We start from the raw sequence: 15,848 nt of genomic DNA, 5'->3' as shown, positions 1-15,848 counted from the left end.
TTTCTTTGAAGCAGAAAGATCTCAGCCGATCTTCTGGCCGGTCTTGGCCCAGTCGGCAAGGAACTGTTCCAGGCCCTTGTCGGTCAGCGGGTGCTTGACCAGCGCCTTCAGCGTCGCCGGCGGCGCGGTGATGACGTCGGCGCCGATCAGGGCGGCCTGCTTGACGTGGTTCACCGTGCGCACCGAAGCGGTCAGGATCTCGGTCTGGAAATCGTAATTGTCGTAGATCTGGCGGATCTCCTGGATCAGCTCCATGCCGTCCGAGCCGGTGTCGTCGATGCGGCCGACGAAGGGCGAGATGAACGAGGCGCCGGCCTTGGCGGCGAGCAGCGCCTGGTTGGCCGAGAAGCACAGCGTGACGTTGACCATGCGGTTCATCTGGGTGCGGATCGTCTTGCAGGCCTTCAGGCCGTCCAGCGTCAGCGGCACCTTGATGCAGACATTGGGGGCGATCTTGGCCAGCACCTCGGCCTCCGCCATCATGTCCTTGTATTCGGTCGCCACGACTTCGGCCGAGACCGGGCCGGCGACGATATCGCAGATCTGCTTGGTGACGTCGGCGATCTTGCCGCCGGATTTGAGAATCAGCGACGGATTCGTGGTGACGCCGTCGAGCAGCCCCAGATCATTCAGCTCACGGATATCCTTGATGTCGGCGGTGTCGACAAAAAATTTCATGGCGGTCTCCTGACGATTTCGTCGTGCTTGGGAAGGCACGTTCAGCGTTGCTCTTTGATCTAGACCAAAGTCGGGGCAAGGTCACGCCTCATGATCGAAGATTCGCCCTTTGTCGCAGCCGCGCCGGTGCTGGTGCCGATGCCTGCCGAACGCCCCTACACCTATGCCGTGCCGGCCGGCATGCGCGTCGTGCCGGGGTCGATCGTGCGCGTGCCGCTCGGGCCGCGCCAGGTCGCCGGCATCGTCTGGGATGGCGCGGTCGAGACCGTCGACGCGAGAAAACTGCGTCCGATCGAACAGGTTTTCGACTGCCCGCCGATCGATCGTTCAATGCGCCGTTTCGTCGACTGGGTGGCGCAATACACGCTGTCGGCGCCTGGTATGGTGGCGCGCATGCTGCTCAGAGCGCCGGAGGCCTTCGACCCGGAACCCTGGATCGAGGGACTGCAGCGCACGCTTATCGTTCCCGACCGGATGACGGATGCGCGGGCGCGCGTGCTGGAGACCGCCGAGGGTGGGCTGGCCTGGACGCGATCCGGCCTGGCGCATGCAGCAGGCGTTTCGTCGACGGTGATCGAGGGGCTGAAGGCGCAAGGCGTCTTCGAGACGGTTATGATCCCGCCGCGCCCGGTCGTGGCAGCACCTGACCCGAGCTATGCCGTGCCCGAATTGATGCCGGACCAGAACGACGCCGCATCGATGCTGCGCGCCAATGTCGCGGCCGGCGTCTTCAATGTCGCGCTGCTCGACGGCGTCACCGGGTCCGGCAAGACGGAGGTCTATTTCGAGGCGGTGGCGGCCGCGCTCGACCGGGGCAAGCAGGTGCTGATCCTTTTGCCGGAAATCGCGCTGACCCACGCTTTCCTCGAACGCTTCCAGCAGCGCTTCGGCGCCAAGCCGGGCGAATGGCATTCCGACCTGCCGCCCAGGATGCGCGAAAAAGTCTGGCGGCAAGTGGCCGAAGGCACGGTGCGCGTCGTCGCCGGCGCGCGCTCGGCCCTGTTCCTGCCGTTCAAGGAGCTTGGCCTGATCGTCGTCGACGAGGAGCACGACCCTGCCTACAAGCAGGAAGACCGTGTCTTCTACAATGCGCGCGACATGGCCGTGGTGCGCGGCCATATTGGCGGCTTCCCGGTGGTGCTGGCGTCTGCGACGCCATCGGTCGAGAGCCGTGTCAACGCCCTGCAGGGCAAATACAACAGAGCCATCCTCTCCGCCCGCTTCGCCGAGGCGGCGCTGCCTCAGTTACGGTCGATCGACATGCGGCGCGCGCCACCGGCGCGTGGCGGCTTCCTGTCGCCGGTGCTGATCGACCATATGCGCAAGACGCTGGAGAAGAAGGAACAGTCGCTGCTGTTCCTCAACCGGCGCGGCTATGCGCCGCTGACGCTGTGCCGGGTCTGCGGCCACCGTTTCGGCTGCCCGGTCTGTTCGGCCTGGCTGGTCGAGCATCGCTTTCGCGGCCAGCTGGTCTGCCATCATTGCGGGCACAATGAGCGCCGCCCCGAAGCCTGCCCGGAATGCGGCACGCTCGACCATCTGGTCGCCTGCGGCCCGGGCGTAGAACGCATCGCCGAGGAGGTCGTCACGCATTTTCCCGATGCGCGCACCATCGTCTTGTCATCCGACCTGATGGGCGGGGTGCGGCGGCTGCGGCTGGAACTGGAGGCGATCGCCGATGGCGAGGCCGACATCGTCATCGGCACGCAACTCGTCGCCAAGGGACACAATTTTCCCAACATGACGCTGGTCGGCGTCGTCGATGCCGATCTTGGCCTTGCCAATGGCGATCCGCGCGCCGCCGAGCGCACCTTCCAACTGCTCAGCCAGGTGACCGGCCGCGCCGGCCGTACCGGCAAGAAGAGCCTCGGCCTGCTGCAGACTTTCCAGCCCGACCATCCGGTGATGCGGGCGATCGTCTCGGGCGATGCCGAGGCCTTTTACGAGCGCGAGATCGCCGAGCGCGAACGGGCGGCACTGCCGCCGTTTGGCCGGCTGGCCGGCGTCATCGTCAGTGCCGTGACGCGAGCGGAAGCGGAAGGCCATGCACGCGGCCTGCGCCGCGCCGCGCCAGAATCCGCAGACCTGTTTGTGCTGGGGCCGGCGGAGGCGCCGCTGTCCCTGCTCGGCGGCCGCCACCGCTTCCGCCTGCTGATCCAGGGCGAACGGCGCGCCGACATGCAGGGTTTTATCCGCGCCATGCTGGCCAATGGGCCGAAGCAGCGCGGCTCGGTCCGGGTGCAGGTCGACATCGACCCGCAGAGCTTTTTGTAAGGTCACCATATCGGCGATAGGCTGCCGGCCAGCGAGAAACGGAAGATCACATGAAAACCCTTGGCCTGCTCGGCGGCATGAGCTGGGAATCGACCGCCATCTACTATCGCCTGCTCAACGAGATCGTCCGCGAGCGTCTCGGCGGGCTGCATTCGGCGAAACTGCTGATGTGGTCGTTCGATTTCGCCGAGATCGCCGAGCGGCAGCATCAAGGCGACTGGGACGGCGCCGGCGTGCTTCTGGTCGAAGCGGCGCGCAAGCTGGAGGCGGGAGGCGCGCAAGGGCTGCTGTTGTGCACCAACACCATGCACAGACTGGCCGACCAGGTGCAGGCGTCGGTGTCGATCCCGCTGATCCACATCGCCGATGCCACGGCGGCGGCGGTCAAGCGCGCCGGCATGCAGCGCCCGGCGCTGCTGGCGACGCGCTTCACCATGGAGCAGGATTTCTACAAGGGCCGCCTCGCCGACAAATACGGCCTGCGGCCTGTCGTGCCCGATGCGGCGGGGCGGGACATGGTGCATCGCGTCATCTATGACGAGTTGTGCCAGGGCATCGTCACCCAAGCCTCGAAGGCGGCTTATATCGAAGAGGCCGAACGCCTGCGCCGCGAAGAGGCCGCCGACAGCATCATCATGGGCTGCACCGAGATCACCATGCTGATCGGACAGGACGATTTCGACATTCCGGTTTTCGACACGACACGCATCCATGCCGAGGCGGCGGTGGAATTCGCGCTCAGCTGATGCGCCGCTCCTAAAGTGTGGCGCGCCATCTGGCGCGGCGGTTTTCCTCGGCTAGAATGCCCGGAATTGCAAAACAGGCATTTCAAGGGGACAAGATGGATTTTGCGCTTCCGTGGCCGACGAGCCAAGGCGAATGGCTGGCCTGGTCGAGCGCCGTCTTCACCGTGCTCCTCGGGCTTCTATTCTTCCTGGCGCCTAGCCTGGCCTTCCGCATCCTGCGCCTGCAGGCGAAACCGGAGAAGGCGGCGGCGATCGCCGAGGGGCGCGGCCGGATGTCGGGCTTTTATCTCGGCGTCGGCCTGTGCTGCATCCTGCTGGCGCAGCCGCTGGTTTACATGGCGCTCGGCTTCTCCTGGCTGTTCACCGCGTTCGGCCGGCTGCTGTCTATGATGTCGGATGGCGCCAACACACCTTTCAATTGGGTTTCCATTGTGGTGGAATTGGTCCTGGCGGCGTTGCCGCTCGCCTTTGCCTTCGGCTTTGTGCCCTGAATCCAAGGCTATTCCGGCGCATAAGGCGCGAGTCTTTCGCCGGATGCGACAATAGTGCCTGAAAAGCATGCGGAACGACGCATTGCGGTCTTAAAATGCCTGTGCTAGACGGCAATCGACTTTCGGCCGGGGATAGCGGAAGCCGCGCCTCCGTGCTTGAAAAAATGCAGTAAGGTCAAAGATTTAGCCAGAGTTTTTGCTCGCGCCAACAATCTGCGGCCTGTCAGACAAGAGAAAAGACGGTCCGTGGCCCAATCGTCATCGCCAATCTCAGGTGTCGCAGAACGCTATGCGGGTTCGCTGTTCGAACTCGCCCTGCAGACAAATTCCGTGGCCAAGGTCGAGTCCGACCTCAACAGTTTCGAGGCGATGCTCGCGGGCAGTTCCGACCTGACCCGGCTGATCAACAGCCCGGTGTTCTCCAGCGAGGAGCAGGCCAAGGCCATCGCGGCGATCGCCGACAAGGCCAAGATCGCCGGCCTCACGGGTAATTTCCTGCGCGTCGTCGCCCGCAATCGCCGCCTGTTCGCCGTGCCCGGCATGATCAAGGCGTTCCGCCAGATCGCCGCCGAACACCGTGGCGAGACCGCTGCTGAAGTGACGTCGGCTCACGAGCTGACGGCTGCCCAGCAGACCGAACTCAAGGCGGCGCTGAAAAGCGTTGCCGGCAAGGACGTGGCCATCTCCGTCACCGTCGATCCGTCGCTGCTTGGCGGGCTGGTGGTCAAGATGGGCTCGCGCCAGATCGATACGTCGCTCAAAACCAAACTCAATTCGCTCAAGCTTGCACTGAAAGAGGTCGGCTGATGGACATCCGCGCCGCGGAAATTTCCGCAATTCTGAAAGACCAGATCAAGAATTTCGGCAAGGAGGCCGAGGTCTCCGAAGTCGGACAGGTGCTGTCCGTCGGTGACGGTATCGCCCGCGTCTACGGTCTCGACAACGTCCAGGCCGGCGAGATGGTCGAATTCCCCGGCGGCATCCGCGGCATGGCGCTCAACCTCGAAGCCGACAATGTCGGCGTCGTCATCTTCGGCGCCGACCGCGACATCAAGGAAGGCGACACCGTCAAGCGCACCGGCGCCATCGTCGACGTTCCGGTCGGTCCGGGCCTGCTCGGCCGCGTCGTCGACGCGCTCGGCAACCCGATCGACGGCAAGGGCCCGATCAAGGCGACCGAACGCAAGCGCGTCGACGTCAAGGCGCCCGGCATCATCCCGCGCAAGTCGGTGCATGAGCCGATGTCGACCGGCCTCAAGGCCATCGATGCTCTGATCCCGGTCGGCCGCGGCCAGCGCGAGCTGGTCATCGGCGATCGCCAGACCGGCAAGACCGCCATCATCCTCGACACGATGCTCAACCAGAAATCGGTGCACGACAACGGCCCCGAGAAGGAAAAGCTCTACTGCGTCTACGTCGCCGTCGGCCAGAAGCGCTCGACCGTCGCGCAGTTCGTCAAGGTGCTGGAAGAGCGCGGCGCGCTCGAATATTCGATCATCGTCGCCGCCACCGCGTCCGATCCGGCGCCGATGCAGTTCCTGGCACCGTTCGCCGGCTGCACCATGGGCGAGTATTTCCGCGACAACGGCATGCATGCGCTGATCAGCTACGACGATCTGTCGAAGCAGGCCGTCGCCTATCGCCAGATGTCGCTGCTCCTGCGCCGCCCGCCGGGTCGCGAAGCCTATCCTGGCGACGTCTTCTATCTGCACTCGCGCCTGCTCGAGCGCGCCGCCAAGCTCAATGACGATCTGGGCAATGGCTCGCTGACGGCTCTGCCTGTCATCGAAACCCAGGCCAACGACGTGTCGGCCTACATCCCGACCAACGTGATCTCGATCACCGACGGCCAGATCTTCCTCGAAACCAACCTGTTCTTCCAGGGCATCCGTCCGGCCGTCAACGTCGGCCTGTCGGTGTCGCGCGTCGGTTCCTCGGCGCAGATCAAGGCGATGAAGCAGGTTGCCGGCTCGATCAAGGGCGAGCTCGCGCAGTACCGCGAAATGGCGGCCTTCGCGCAGTTCGGCTCGGATCTCGACGCCGCCACGCAGCGCCTGCTCAACCGCGGATCGCGCCTGACCGAACTCCTGAAGCAGCCGCAGTTCTCGCCGCTGAAGACGGAAGAGCAGGTGGCGGTGATCTTCGCCGGCGTCAACGGCTATCTCGACAAGCTGCCGGTCAACCAGGTCGGCAAGTTCGAGCACGGCCTGCTCAGCCATATGCGTGCGGCGGGCAAGGACGTTCTCGACGCCATCCGCAAGGAAAAGGCGCTGTCGGACGATCTGCGCGCCAAGCTGAAGGCAGAGATCGACGCTTTCGCCAAGACCTTCGCCTGAGCGAAGCGACAAGACGGGATCAGGTTTGAAGCATGCCTTCATTAAAAGACCTTCGTAACCGTATCGCCTCGGTCAAGGCGACGCAGAAGATCACCAAGGCGATGCAGATGGTCGCCGCGGCGAAGCTGCGCCGTGCGCAAGAGGCAGCGGAAGCGGCGCGCCCCTATTCGGAGCGCATGGGTTCCGTGCTGGCCAACATCACCCAGGCAATCGGTGGCGGCGGCGATGCCCCGGCGCTGATGACCGGCACCGGCAAGGACAACGTGCATCTGCTCGTCGTCTGCACGGCCGAGCGCGGCCTGTGCGGCGGCTTCAATTCGCAGATCGCCCGTCTTGCCCGCGATCACATCCGGCGGCTTCTGGCCGACGGCAAGCAGGTCAAGATCATCTGCGTCGGCAAGAAGGGCTTCGATATCCTGCGCCGCGACTATGCCTCGATGATCCTCGACCGCGTCGACCTGCGTGAGGTCAAGACGCTCGGCTTCGTCAATGCCGACGCGATCGCCAAGAAGGTCATCCACCTCTTCAACGAGGGCGCCTTCGACATCTGCACGCTGTTCTATTCGCAGTTCAAGTCGGTGATCAGCCAGGTCCCGACGGCCCAGCAGATCATTCCCGCCGGTGTCGCTTCGGCTCCCGCCGCGGCGGTGGATGGCGGCAATGCCGTCTACGAGTACGAACCGGAGCCGGGCGAAATCCTCTCCGACCTCATCCCGCGCAACATTTCCGTGCAGGTTTTCCGGGCGCTGCTCGAAAACGCGGCCGGCGAGATGGGCGCCAAGATGAGCGCCATGGACAATGCAACGCGCAACGCCGGCGAGATGATCAACAAGCTGTCGATCACCTACAACCGCCAGCGGCAGGCGCAGATCACCAAGGAACTGATCGAAATCATTTCGGGCGCCGAAGCGCTCTAGGCGCGGTTCGCGGGCCATCGGCCCGCTCCAGGACCGCGTGAGAAACAAAGGACGAAAAAGGGTAAAGACGATGGCGAAAGCAGCGACCCCCAAGACGGCGGCCCCCAAGGCCGCAGCCCCCGCAAAGGCGGCCAAGGCCCCGGCAGCCGCCGCGAAGGCAGCCCCGGCAAAGACGGCGGCAGCGCCGGCCAAGGCCTCAGCCGCCAAGACTTCGGCCGTGGCCGCCAAGGCGACGGGCGTTGTCGGCAAGGTCCGCCAGGTCATCGGCGCCGTCGTCGACGTGCAGTTCGGCGATCACCTGCCGGCGATCCTGAACGCGCTCGAGACCACCAATGTCGGCAATCGCCTTGTGCTCGAAGTCGCCCAGCATCTCGGTGAAAACACCGTGCGCTGCATCGCCATGGACTCCACCGAAGGTCTGGTGCGCGGCCAGGAAGTGCGCGACACCGGCGCGCCGATCACCGTGCCGGTCGGCCCGGGCATGCTCGGCCGCATCATCAACGTCATTGGCGAGCCGGTCGACGAAGAAGGCCCGGTCGACGCGATCGAGATGCGCTCCATCCACCAGCCGGCTCCGACCTATGTCGAGCAGTCGACCGAAGCGCAGATCCTGATCACCGGCATCAAGGTGCTCGACCTCTTGGCACCTTACGCCAAGGGCGGCAAGATCGGCCTGTTCGGCGGCGCCGGCGTCGGCAAGACCGTGCTGATCCAGGAACTGATCAACAACATCGCCAAGGCGCACGGCGGCTATTCGGTGTTCGCCGGCGTCGGCGAGCGCACCCGCGAGGGCAACGATCTCTATCACGAGTTCATCGAATCCGGCGTCAACAAGAAGGGCGGCGGCGAAGGCTCCAAGGCGGCCCTCGTGTACGGCCAGATGAACGAACCGCCGGGCGCGCGCGCCCGCGTCGGCCTGACCGGCCTGACGGTCGCTGAATATTTCCGCGACCAGGGCCAGGACGTGCTGTTCTTCGTCGACAACATCTTCCGCTTCACGCAGGCGGGTTCGGAAGTGTCGGCTCTGCTCGGCCGTATCCCGTCGGCCGTGGGCTATCAGCCGACGCTCGCCACCGACATGGGCGCGCTGCAGGAACGCATCACCACCACCACCAAGGGTTCGATCACTTCGGTGCAGGCCATCTATGTGCCCGCCGACGACTTGACCGATCCGGCGCCGGCGACCTCGTTCGCCCACCTTGACGCGACGACGACGCTGAACCGCGCCATCGCCGAAAAGGGCATCTATCCGGCGGTCGATCCGCTGGATTCGACCTCGCGCATGCTCGACCCGATGGTTGTCGGCGAAGAGCACTATGCGGTTGCCCGCCAGGTGCAGTCGATCCTCCAGCGCTACAAGTCGCTGCAGGACATCATCGCCATCCTGGGCATGGACGAGCTGTCGGAAGAGGACAAGCAGACGGTTGCCCGCGCCCGTAAGATCGAGCGCTTCCTGTCGCAGCCCTTCTTCGTCGCCGAAGTGTTCACCGGCGCGCCGGGCAAGCTCGTCGACCTCGCCGACACCATCAAGGGCTTCAAGGGCCTCTGCAACGGCGACTACGATCACCTGCCGGAAGCCGCCTTCTACATGGTCGGCGGCATCGAGGAAGCGGTCGAGAAGGCACAGCGCCTGGCAGCCGAAGCGGCCTGATGAAAGACAGCGGACCCGATTACGCTCAAGGTGATCGGGTCCGGTTACTTCGGCTCAGCGATGAATTTCTTTCTGGGTTTTCGGAAGAGGACGTCGCGGAGCTAAACACCCTCATCGGTCGAGAGTGGACTGTAGGGGAGTGGCACGAGAAACTCGGTCAGTTGGAGATCTCCAACGCTCTGAGCCAATCGGCAACCATACATTTTGCGTGGGTGCCGCCCGAATGGGTTGAACGGATACGATAATGGCTGAAGCTTTCAAATTCGAACTGGTCTCGCCGGAGCGCCTGCTGGTTTCCGCCGAGGTCGAATCCGTCGTCATCCCCGGCGCCGAAGGCGAGATGACCGTGATGGCGCATCATGCACCGGTCATGACCACGATCAAGCCGGGTGTCGTCACGGTGAAGACCGCCTCGGGCGGCGAAGAACGCTATGTCGTGTTCGGCGGCTTCGCCGACATCGTTCCGGCCGGTTGCACGCTGCTGGCGGAATCGGCTGTCGCGGTCAAGGATGTCGACCGGGCCGATCTCGCCCGCCGCATCCAGGAAGCCAAGGAAGACGCAGCCGACGCCAAGGACGACCAGGCGCGCAGCAAGGCCGAGCAGTTCCTCAGCCAGCTGACCACGCTGGAAGGCGCGATTCTGCCAGCCTGAGATCCGCACCAGATGACTTGGTGAAAAAGCGGGGCCCTTGCCTCGCTTTTTTGTTTGGAATGGCTCACGCTTCACGAGAGAGGCAATGCGCTAAGGTTCCTCAGGCAATTGCCAACCAAAAGCCGTTTCAGGTTTTTCCTGGAATTGCCGGGAGTATGCCGAGCGCCGACAGCGCGAGAGCTGCTCCGCCCTGGCGAATATGGACACGATGGGCGGCGACCAGTTCGATGAGCGTCTGGCGCTCCGGACTGCCCTTGGCGAAGCCGGCCAGATCGAAGACCGCCGCGACCCTTTCAAGCGTCCGCCGCTCGCCGAGCGCGGCCAGCGCCGTATCGAGCGGATCGGTGAAGTGATTGTCCGGCAAGGTCTTGCCGCGTGCCTCGCAAGCCGCGATCCAGGCGGCGATCACCAGCGTCAGACACTCGGGCCGGAAGCCGGCCTGGATCCGCTCGATTGCGCCGGCGATGATGCGCTGCGGCAATTTCTGGCTGCCGTCATTGGCGATCTGCGCCGTGCGGTGTGCGAGCGCGGTGTTGGAGAAGCGCTCGGCAAGTTCCGCCGTATAGGCCGACGTGTCGAGCCCGGCGTCCGCCGGCAGCGTCGGGATGGCCTCTTCCCAAAGCCCGTCGACGAACTCACGGATTGCCGGATCGGCGAAAGCGCGGTCGACGGTGGCGTGGCCGCTGAGCAGGCCGAGATAGGCGATGCCGGAATGCGCGCCGTTGAGCAGCCTGAGCTTCATGTCCTCGAAGGGGCCGACATCGCCGACCATGGTGACGCCGAACTTTTCCCAGGCGGGCCGGCCGGCGGAAAAATTGTCTTCGACCACCCATTGGCGGAAGGGCTCGGTCATCACGGGCCAGGCGTCGTCGACACCGAGTTCGCCGGCGACGCGTGCCCGGTCGGCGTCGGTGGTTGCCGGCACGATGCGGTCGACCATGCTCGACGGGAAGGCGACCCCATTCGCGATATGGTCGGTGATTCCAGTGTCGCCTGCGGTGACAGACCTGGCATCGCGCAACGCGGCGAATTCGGTCAGCAGCCTATGCAGCGTGGCGCCGTTGGCCGGCAGGTTGTCGCAGCACAGCACGGTGAAGGGCGGGGTGCCGGCGGCCAGTCTGCGGGCAAGCGCCTCGGCCAGGAAACCATGCGCCGTCTTCGGCGCCTGCGGATTGGCCAGATCGTGGATGATGTCGGGATGGGCGGCGTCCAATCCGCCGCCCGCGGCCCGGAGATAGGCCTTTTCGGTGATGGTCAGCGTGACGATGCGGGTGCGCGGATCGGTCAGTGCGGCCAGCACCGCGCCGGGATCTTCCGGCGCCACAAGCATCGACTGGATAGAGCCGATGACGCGCAGCTCCTCCTCGCCACTGCTGCGGATCGCCAGCGTGTAGAGCCCGTCCTGCGGCGACAGCGCATCGCGCGTGTCGGGGCTGCGCAAGGAGACGCCTGTTATGCCCCAGTCCGTTTCGCCTGCTGCCAGGCACTCGTCGACATAGGCGGCCTGATGGGCGCGATGGAAGGCGCCGACGCCGAGATGCACGATGCCTGGAGCAATGCGGCCGCGGTCATATGCAGGGATCTTGGTCCCGGCAGGCAGCTTGCGTAGCGTGGCGTCGGACAGATGGCTTCTGGTCATCAGCATACCGGGGCTGGGGGCTGTGGATGACAGGCGGCGTAACACCTGTTTGCGCCTGCCGCAAGGATGCCGCTTTGCCAACGCACATTGACATCGCCTTGGCCCGAACGTACCGCTATCCAGGCTGGAGGAGCCGCTTTCCCCATGGTCGCGCTGACCGATCCGGACCTGCTGTTTCCGCCCGAAGCGCATTCGCGCTCGCTTGCCCGCGACCTCTACGCCGGCATCAAGGACCTACCCATCGTCAGCCCGCACGGCCATACCGATCCGCGCTGGTATGCGCTGAACGAGCCGTTCCCGGATCCGGCGCAACTGCTCATCGTGCCCGACCACTACATCTTCCGCATGCTGTTCAGCCAGGGCGTGCGGCTGGAGGATCTCGGCGTGGCCAGCCTGGATGGCGCTCCGGTGGAGACCGACGGCCGGACGATCTGGCGGCGCTTTGCCGAGCACTACTACCTGTTTCGCGGCACGCCGACCCGGTTGTGGTTCGACCATGTGCTGGCGCATCTGTTCGGCATCGAAGAGCCGCTGGATGCAACGACGGCCGACCGCCACTACGACACGATCGCGACCGTGCTGCAGTGGGAGAATTTCCGACCGCGCGCCTTGTTCGAGCGCTTCAACATCGAGGTCATCGCCACGACCGAAGGCGCGCTCGACGATCTCAGATGGCACAAGATGATCCGCGACAGTGGCTGGGAGGGTCGTGTCGTCACCGCCTATCGGCCGGACGCGGTCGTCGATCCCGATTTCGAAGGTTTTTCGGCCAATCTCGACCGGCTTGGCGAGATCACCGGCTGCGACACCGGCAGTTGGGCCGGTTATCTCGACGCGCATCGCCAGCGGCGCGCCTTCTTCAAGAGTTCTGGCGCGACCTCGTCGGATCATGGCCATCCGACGGCCGAGACCGCCAATCTCTCCGACGCGGCGGCGCAGGAGCTCTTCAACCGCATCCGCCGCGGCTCGGAGGATGAGCGCGAGCGCAAACTGTTCCGCGCCCAGATGCTGACCGAGATGGCCAAGATGAGCCGGGATGACGGGCTGGTGCTGCAGATCCATCCCGGTTCCTGGCGCAATCATTCGCCTTCCATTTTCCAGAGGTTCGGCCGCGACAAGGGCTTCGATATCCCGATGCGGACCGACTATGTGACGACACTGAAGCCGCTGCTCGACTGCGTCGGGCTGGAGCGTGACCTGACTGTGATCCTCTTCACGCTCGACGAGAGCAGCTACGCGCGCGAGCTGGCGCCGCTGGCCGGTGTTTACCCGGCGCTGAAGCTCGGCCCCGCCTGGTGGTTCCACGACAGCCCGGAAGGCATGCGCCGGTTTCGCGAGATGACGACGGAGACGGCCGGCTTCTATAACACCGTCGGCTTCAACGACGACACCCGTGCCTTTCCCTCGATCCCGGCTCGCCACGACGTGGCGCGGCGGGTCGACTGCGCCTTCCTGGCGCGCCTCGTCGCCGAGCACCGGCTGCGCGAGGACGAGGCGCATGAGCTGGCACGGGAATTGGCCTATACGCTGGCGAAGAAGGCGTACCGGCTTTGATGGCGGCGGCTCGACGACTTTGGCCGTTGGATCAGCGAGACAGGCTGACGGTGCGGACATGAACAATACCGGCATCGATCTCTCCGCCTTCAGCTTGGCCGGCAAACGCATCCTGGTCACCGGCGCCAACACCGGCATCGGCCAAGGCATTGTCCTCTCGATCGCCCGTGCCGGCGGTGTGGTGATCGGCGTCGGCCGCTCGTCGATGGACGATACGGCGACCAAGGTCGCGGCCCTCGGTGGCCGGTTCGAAGCGGTGAACGCCGACCTTGCCGACACGGCGGCCGCCGGACCTCTGCTCGATCGGGTGTGGGACGAAAGCGGGCCGCTCGACGGACTGGTCAACAATGCCGGGATCATCCGGCGTGCCGATGCCGTCGATCTGACCGAGGCCGACTGGGACGACGTCATGGACGTCAATCTGAAGACGGTCTTTCTGCTCTGCCAGTCCTTCGCCAGGCGCGCGCTTGCCGATGGCCGCCGGGGCAAGATCGTCAACATCGCCTCGGTGCTGAGTTTCCAGGGCGGCATCCGCGTCGCCTCCTACACCGCCTCGAAGCATGGCGTGCTCGGCATTACCCGGCTGCTCGCCTGCGAATGGGCGGCCAAGGGCATCAACGTCAATGCCATCGCGCCGGGCTATGTCGAGACCAACAACACGCGGGCGCTGCGGGCCGACCCCGACCGCAGCGCCGCCATTCTCGGGCGCATTCCGGCCGGGCGGTGGGGCGAGCCGTCGGACATTGGCGATGCCGCCGTCTTCCTGCTGGCACGGGCTTCCGACTATATGCATGGCGCGGCGGTGCCGGTGGATGGCGGCTGGCTGGCGCGATGAGGAGAGGACGATGCTCGAACCGAAGATCTTCGCGCATGCCGGCGAGAGTGCCTGGACGCCTACGCCCGACGGCAACAGGCGGAGGGTTCTCCTCTCCACCGATGAGCTGATGCTGGTCGAATTCGGCTTCGACAAGGGCGGCCTCGGCGCCCTGCATTCGCACCCGCATGTCCAGTCAAGCTATGTCGCCGAAGGCCGTTTCGAGGTGACCATCGACGGGCGGACGGAAATTCTCGAAGCCGGCGGCAGCTTCATCGTGCCGTCCGGCTTGGTGCATGGCGTCAAGGCGCTGGAGGCGGGGCGGCTGGTCGACAGTTTTACCCCGCACCGCGCAGATTTCCTCGCCTGAGACGGCTCGCCTCCGACTTCACGGACCCCGGAAATCGGAAAACCCGCGCCCCTTGGAAAAGGCGCGGGTCTGTTGCCTGGGCGCTTGTCGCGCCGCGGTACTCGAAACATCACCGCAGGATGGAAAACCTGCCGGATCTTGGTGAATATAGACTTAACGCGCGGAGGTCGCGGCGCTCGATCAGGTGATCTTCTGAAGCAGGCCGAAAAGCCGCTCGAACGTCTTGCCGTAGGGTGGACGCAGCAGGGCGCCGGCGCTCAGGCGCGACTGCAGGAAAACCGGCTTCTCCTTGCTGAAGGTGCGGAACCCCCATTCGCCATGATAGGCGCCCATGCCGCTGGCGCCGACACCGCCGAAAGGCTGGTTCTCCTGCACCAGATGCAGCATGCAGTCGTTGACAGTGACGCCGCCGGCGACGGTCTCGCGCAGGATGCGCCGGCGATTGCCGCTGTCCTTGCCGAACCAGTAGAGCGCCAGCGGCCGGTCGGCCTGGTTCACATGGCTGATCGCCTCGTCGACGGTGGCATATTCGACGATCGGCAGCACCGGGCCGAAAATCTCCTCGCGCATCAGCCGCAAATCCGGGCCGGCATTGCTGACCAGGGTCGGCAGAAGCTTGCGGCTCGTGGCGCCGAGATCTTCGCCGGCCGGGTTGATTTCGGTGACATCGGCACCGGCATCGCGGGCTTCCGCGATCATGGCGCGCAGGCGCTGAAAATGCCGGTCGCTGATGATGGCGGTATAGTCGGGATTGTCGCGCAGCGTCGGGTAGAGCCGCGCCACCGCGGTTGCGAGCTTGGCTGCGACCGCGCCGGCCTGTCCCTTCGGCACCAGCAGATAGTCCGGCGCGATGCAGGTCTGCCCGGCATTGAGCAGCTTGCCATAGGCGACGCTGGCTGTTGCCGCATCGAGATCGCAGGAAGGATCGAAGATCGCCGGCGACTTGCCGCCGAGCTCGAGCGTGACCGGGGTCAGGTTGGCGGCGGCGGCGATCGCGACCTGGCGGCCGACCGCCGTCGAACCGGTGAACAGCAGATGATCGAACGGCATCGAGACGAAAGCCTTGCCCATCTCGGCATCGCCGGTGATGACGCTGAGTTCATCCGGGGCGAAGTGCTCGCCGGCCAGCCTGGCGAGCAGTGCCGAGAAGGCTGGCGTCAGTTCGGACGGCTTGACCAGCACGCGGTTGCCGGCGGCGAGCGCCGCCGTCACCGGCGCGACGGCAAGCTGGAAGGGGTAATTCCAGGGCGAGACGATGCCGACCACGCCAAGCGGCTGCGCGACGAGGCGATTGCGGCCCGGCAGGAACGGCAAGGTGGTGGCGACACGGCGCTCCCGCATCCAGCCTTTCAGATGAGACATCGTGTGGCGGATGCCGGCGCGCACGACAAACAGTTCGGCAAGGCGTGTCTCATGCGCCGAGCGGCCGCCAAAGTCTGCGTCGATCGCGGCGCAAATGTCGGCTTCGTGCCGCTCGGTCAGCGCCAGCAGGCGCTTCAGCCGGTCCTTTCGAACGTCCATGTCGGGAAAGGGCTGCTTCTCGAAAGCGGTGCGCTGCAGCTGGAATCGCTCGCCGAGGACATCTTGTCTCACTTGCAGCATCGCGCGCTCTCCTTGCTCGAGTCCAGCTTACATCAGAGCCAGCCCGAATCCAGCTGGGAGCACGTGCCGCAAGGGCAGGCGAGGCTCACATGGCAATCGTTCGACCTTCCGTTTGCATCCATGC

14 protein-coding genes are annotated in these 15,848 nt (G+C 65.1%); 11 read left to right on the top strand and 3 right to left on the bottom strand.

From position 1 onward, the window contains the following. Positions 1-21: 21 nt before the first annotated feature. Positions 22-678 carry a fructose-6-phosphate aldolase gene (fsa, locus tag QQK95_RS25945; RefSeq protein ID WP_019861850.1) on the bottom strand — a complete coding sequence of 219 codons (657 nt, stop codon included), beginning with the start codon at positions 676-678 and terminating at the stop codon, positions 22-24. Between the two features lie 90 nt (positions 679-768). On the opposite strand from fsa, the gene QQK95_RS25940 reads away from it, so the two are divergent. The 8 genes from QQK95_RS25940 to QQK95_RS25905 all read left to right on the top strand — a co-directional run bounded on the left by QQK95_RS25940 (position 769) and on the right by QQK95_RS25905 (position 9,745). Then, the gene (locus QQK95_RS25940) at positions 769-2,952 is read left to right on the top strand and encodes a primosomal protein N' (protein WP_284277241.1); all 2,184 of its coding nucleotides are present in this window, start codon (positions 769-771) and stop codon (positions 2,950-2,952) included. Between the two features lie 50 nt (positions 2,953-3,002). Continuing rightward, entirely contained in the window at positions 3,003-3,698 is a 696-nt protein-coding gene (locus tag QQK95_RS25935; protein WP_284277240.1) for an aspartate/glutamate racemase family protein, read from the top strand. A 95-nt stretch (positions 3,699-3,793) separates the two neighbouring features. Then, complete coding sequence (locus QQK95_RS25930; RefSeq protein ID WP_064981315.1) at positions 3,794-4,189, top strand: AGROH133_08824 family phage infection protein; 396 nt, start codon at positions 3,794-3,796, stop codon at positions 4,187-4,189. A 246-nt stretch (positions 4,190-4,435) separates the two neighbouring features. Next, positions 4,436-4,996 carry a F0F1 ATP synthase subunit delta gene (locus QQK95_RS25925; protein WP_284277239.1) on the top strand — a complete coding sequence of 187 codons (561 nt, stop codon included), beginning with the start codon at positions 4,436-4,438 and terminating at the stop codon, positions 4,994-4,996. Then, the gene (atpA, locus tag QQK95_RS25920) at positions 4,996-6,525 is read left to right on the top strand and encodes a F0F1 ATP synthase subunit alpha (RefSeq protein WP_019861845.1); all 1,530 of its coding nucleotides are present in this window, start codon (positions 4,996-4,998) and stop codon (positions 6,523-6,525) included. Before QQK95_RS25925 ends, atpA begins: the two co-directional genes overlap by 1 nt. A gap of 32 nt (positions 6,526-6,557) precedes the next feature. After that, positions 6,558-7,442, top strand: a complete 885-nt coding sequence (locus tag QQK95_RS25915) for a F0F1 ATP synthase subunit gamma (RefSeq protein WP_010912153.1) — start codon at positions 6,558-6,560, stop codon at positions 7,440-7,442. Between the two features lie 70 nt (positions 7,443-7,512). Beyond that, complete coding sequence (gene atpD, locus QQK95_RS25910; protein ID WP_284277238.1) at positions 7,513-9,093, top strand: F0F1 ATP synthase subunit beta; 1,581 nt, start codon at positions 7,513-7,515, stop codon at positions 9,091-9,093. A 244-nt stretch (positions 9,094-9,337) separates the two neighbouring features. Next, entirely contained in the window at positions 9,338-9,745 is a 408-nt protein-coding gene (locus tag QQK95_RS25905) for a F0F1 ATP synthase subunit epsilon (RefSeq protein WP_095775824.1), read from the top strand. Positions 9,746-9,872: 127 nt separating this feature from the next. Here QQK95_RS25905 and QQK95_RS25900 read toward each other — a convergent pair whose 3' ends face one another. Further along, the gene (locus QQK95_RS25900) at positions 9,873-11,390 is read right to left on the bottom strand and encodes a mannitol dehydrogenase family protein (protein ID WP_284277237.1); all 1,518 of its coding nucleotides are present in this window, start codon (positions 11,388-11,390) and stop codon (positions 9,873-9,875) included. 138 nt (positions 11,391-11,528) lie between these two features. Between QQK95_RS25900 and uxaC the strand changes: the two genes are divergently transcribed. The 3 genes from uxaC to QQK95_RS25885 are packed head-to-tail and all read left to right on the top strand — an operon-like array spanning position 11,529 to position 14,122. Then, positions 11,529-12,938, top strand: a complete 1,410-nt coding sequence (gene uxaC, locus QQK95_RS25895) for a glucuronate isomerase (RefSeq protein ID WP_284277236.1) — start codon at positions 11,529-11,531, stop codon at positions 12,936-12,938. Between the two features lie 58 nt (positions 12,939-12,996). Continuing rightward, on the top strand, positions 12,997-13,773 hold the full coding sequence (gene kduD, locus QQK95_RS25890; protein WP_284277235.1) for a 2-dehydro-3-deoxy-D-gluconate 5-dehydrogenase KduD: 777 nt from the start codon (positions 12,997-12,999) through the stop codon (positions 13,771-13,773). Positions 13,774-13,783: 10 nt separating this feature from the next. Next, complete coding sequence (locus QQK95_RS25885) at positions 13,784-14,122, top strand: cupin domain-containing protein (protein WP_284277234.1); 339 nt, start codon at positions 13,784-13,786, stop codon at positions 14,120-14,122. Positions 14,123-14,302: 180 nt separating this feature from the next. On the opposite strand, the gene QQK95_RS25880 is transcribed toward QQK95_RS25885, so the two are convergent. Continuing rightward, positions 14,303-15,724, bottom strand: coding sequence for a coniferyl aldehyde dehydrogenase (locus QQK95_RS25880; RefSeq protein ID WP_284277233.1), 1,422 nt, complete (start codon positions 15,722-15,724; stop codon positions 14,303-14,305). Positions 15,725-15,848: the final 124 nt, after the last annotated feature.

This window comes from Mesorhizobium huakuii (genome assembly GCF_030160235.1).
Taxonomy (GTDB): Bacteria; Pseudomonadota; Alphaproteobacteria; order Rhizobiales; family Rhizobiaceae; genus Mesorhizobium; species Mesorhizobium huakuii.
This window is presented reverse-complemented; position numbering and strand designations above follow the sequence as displayed.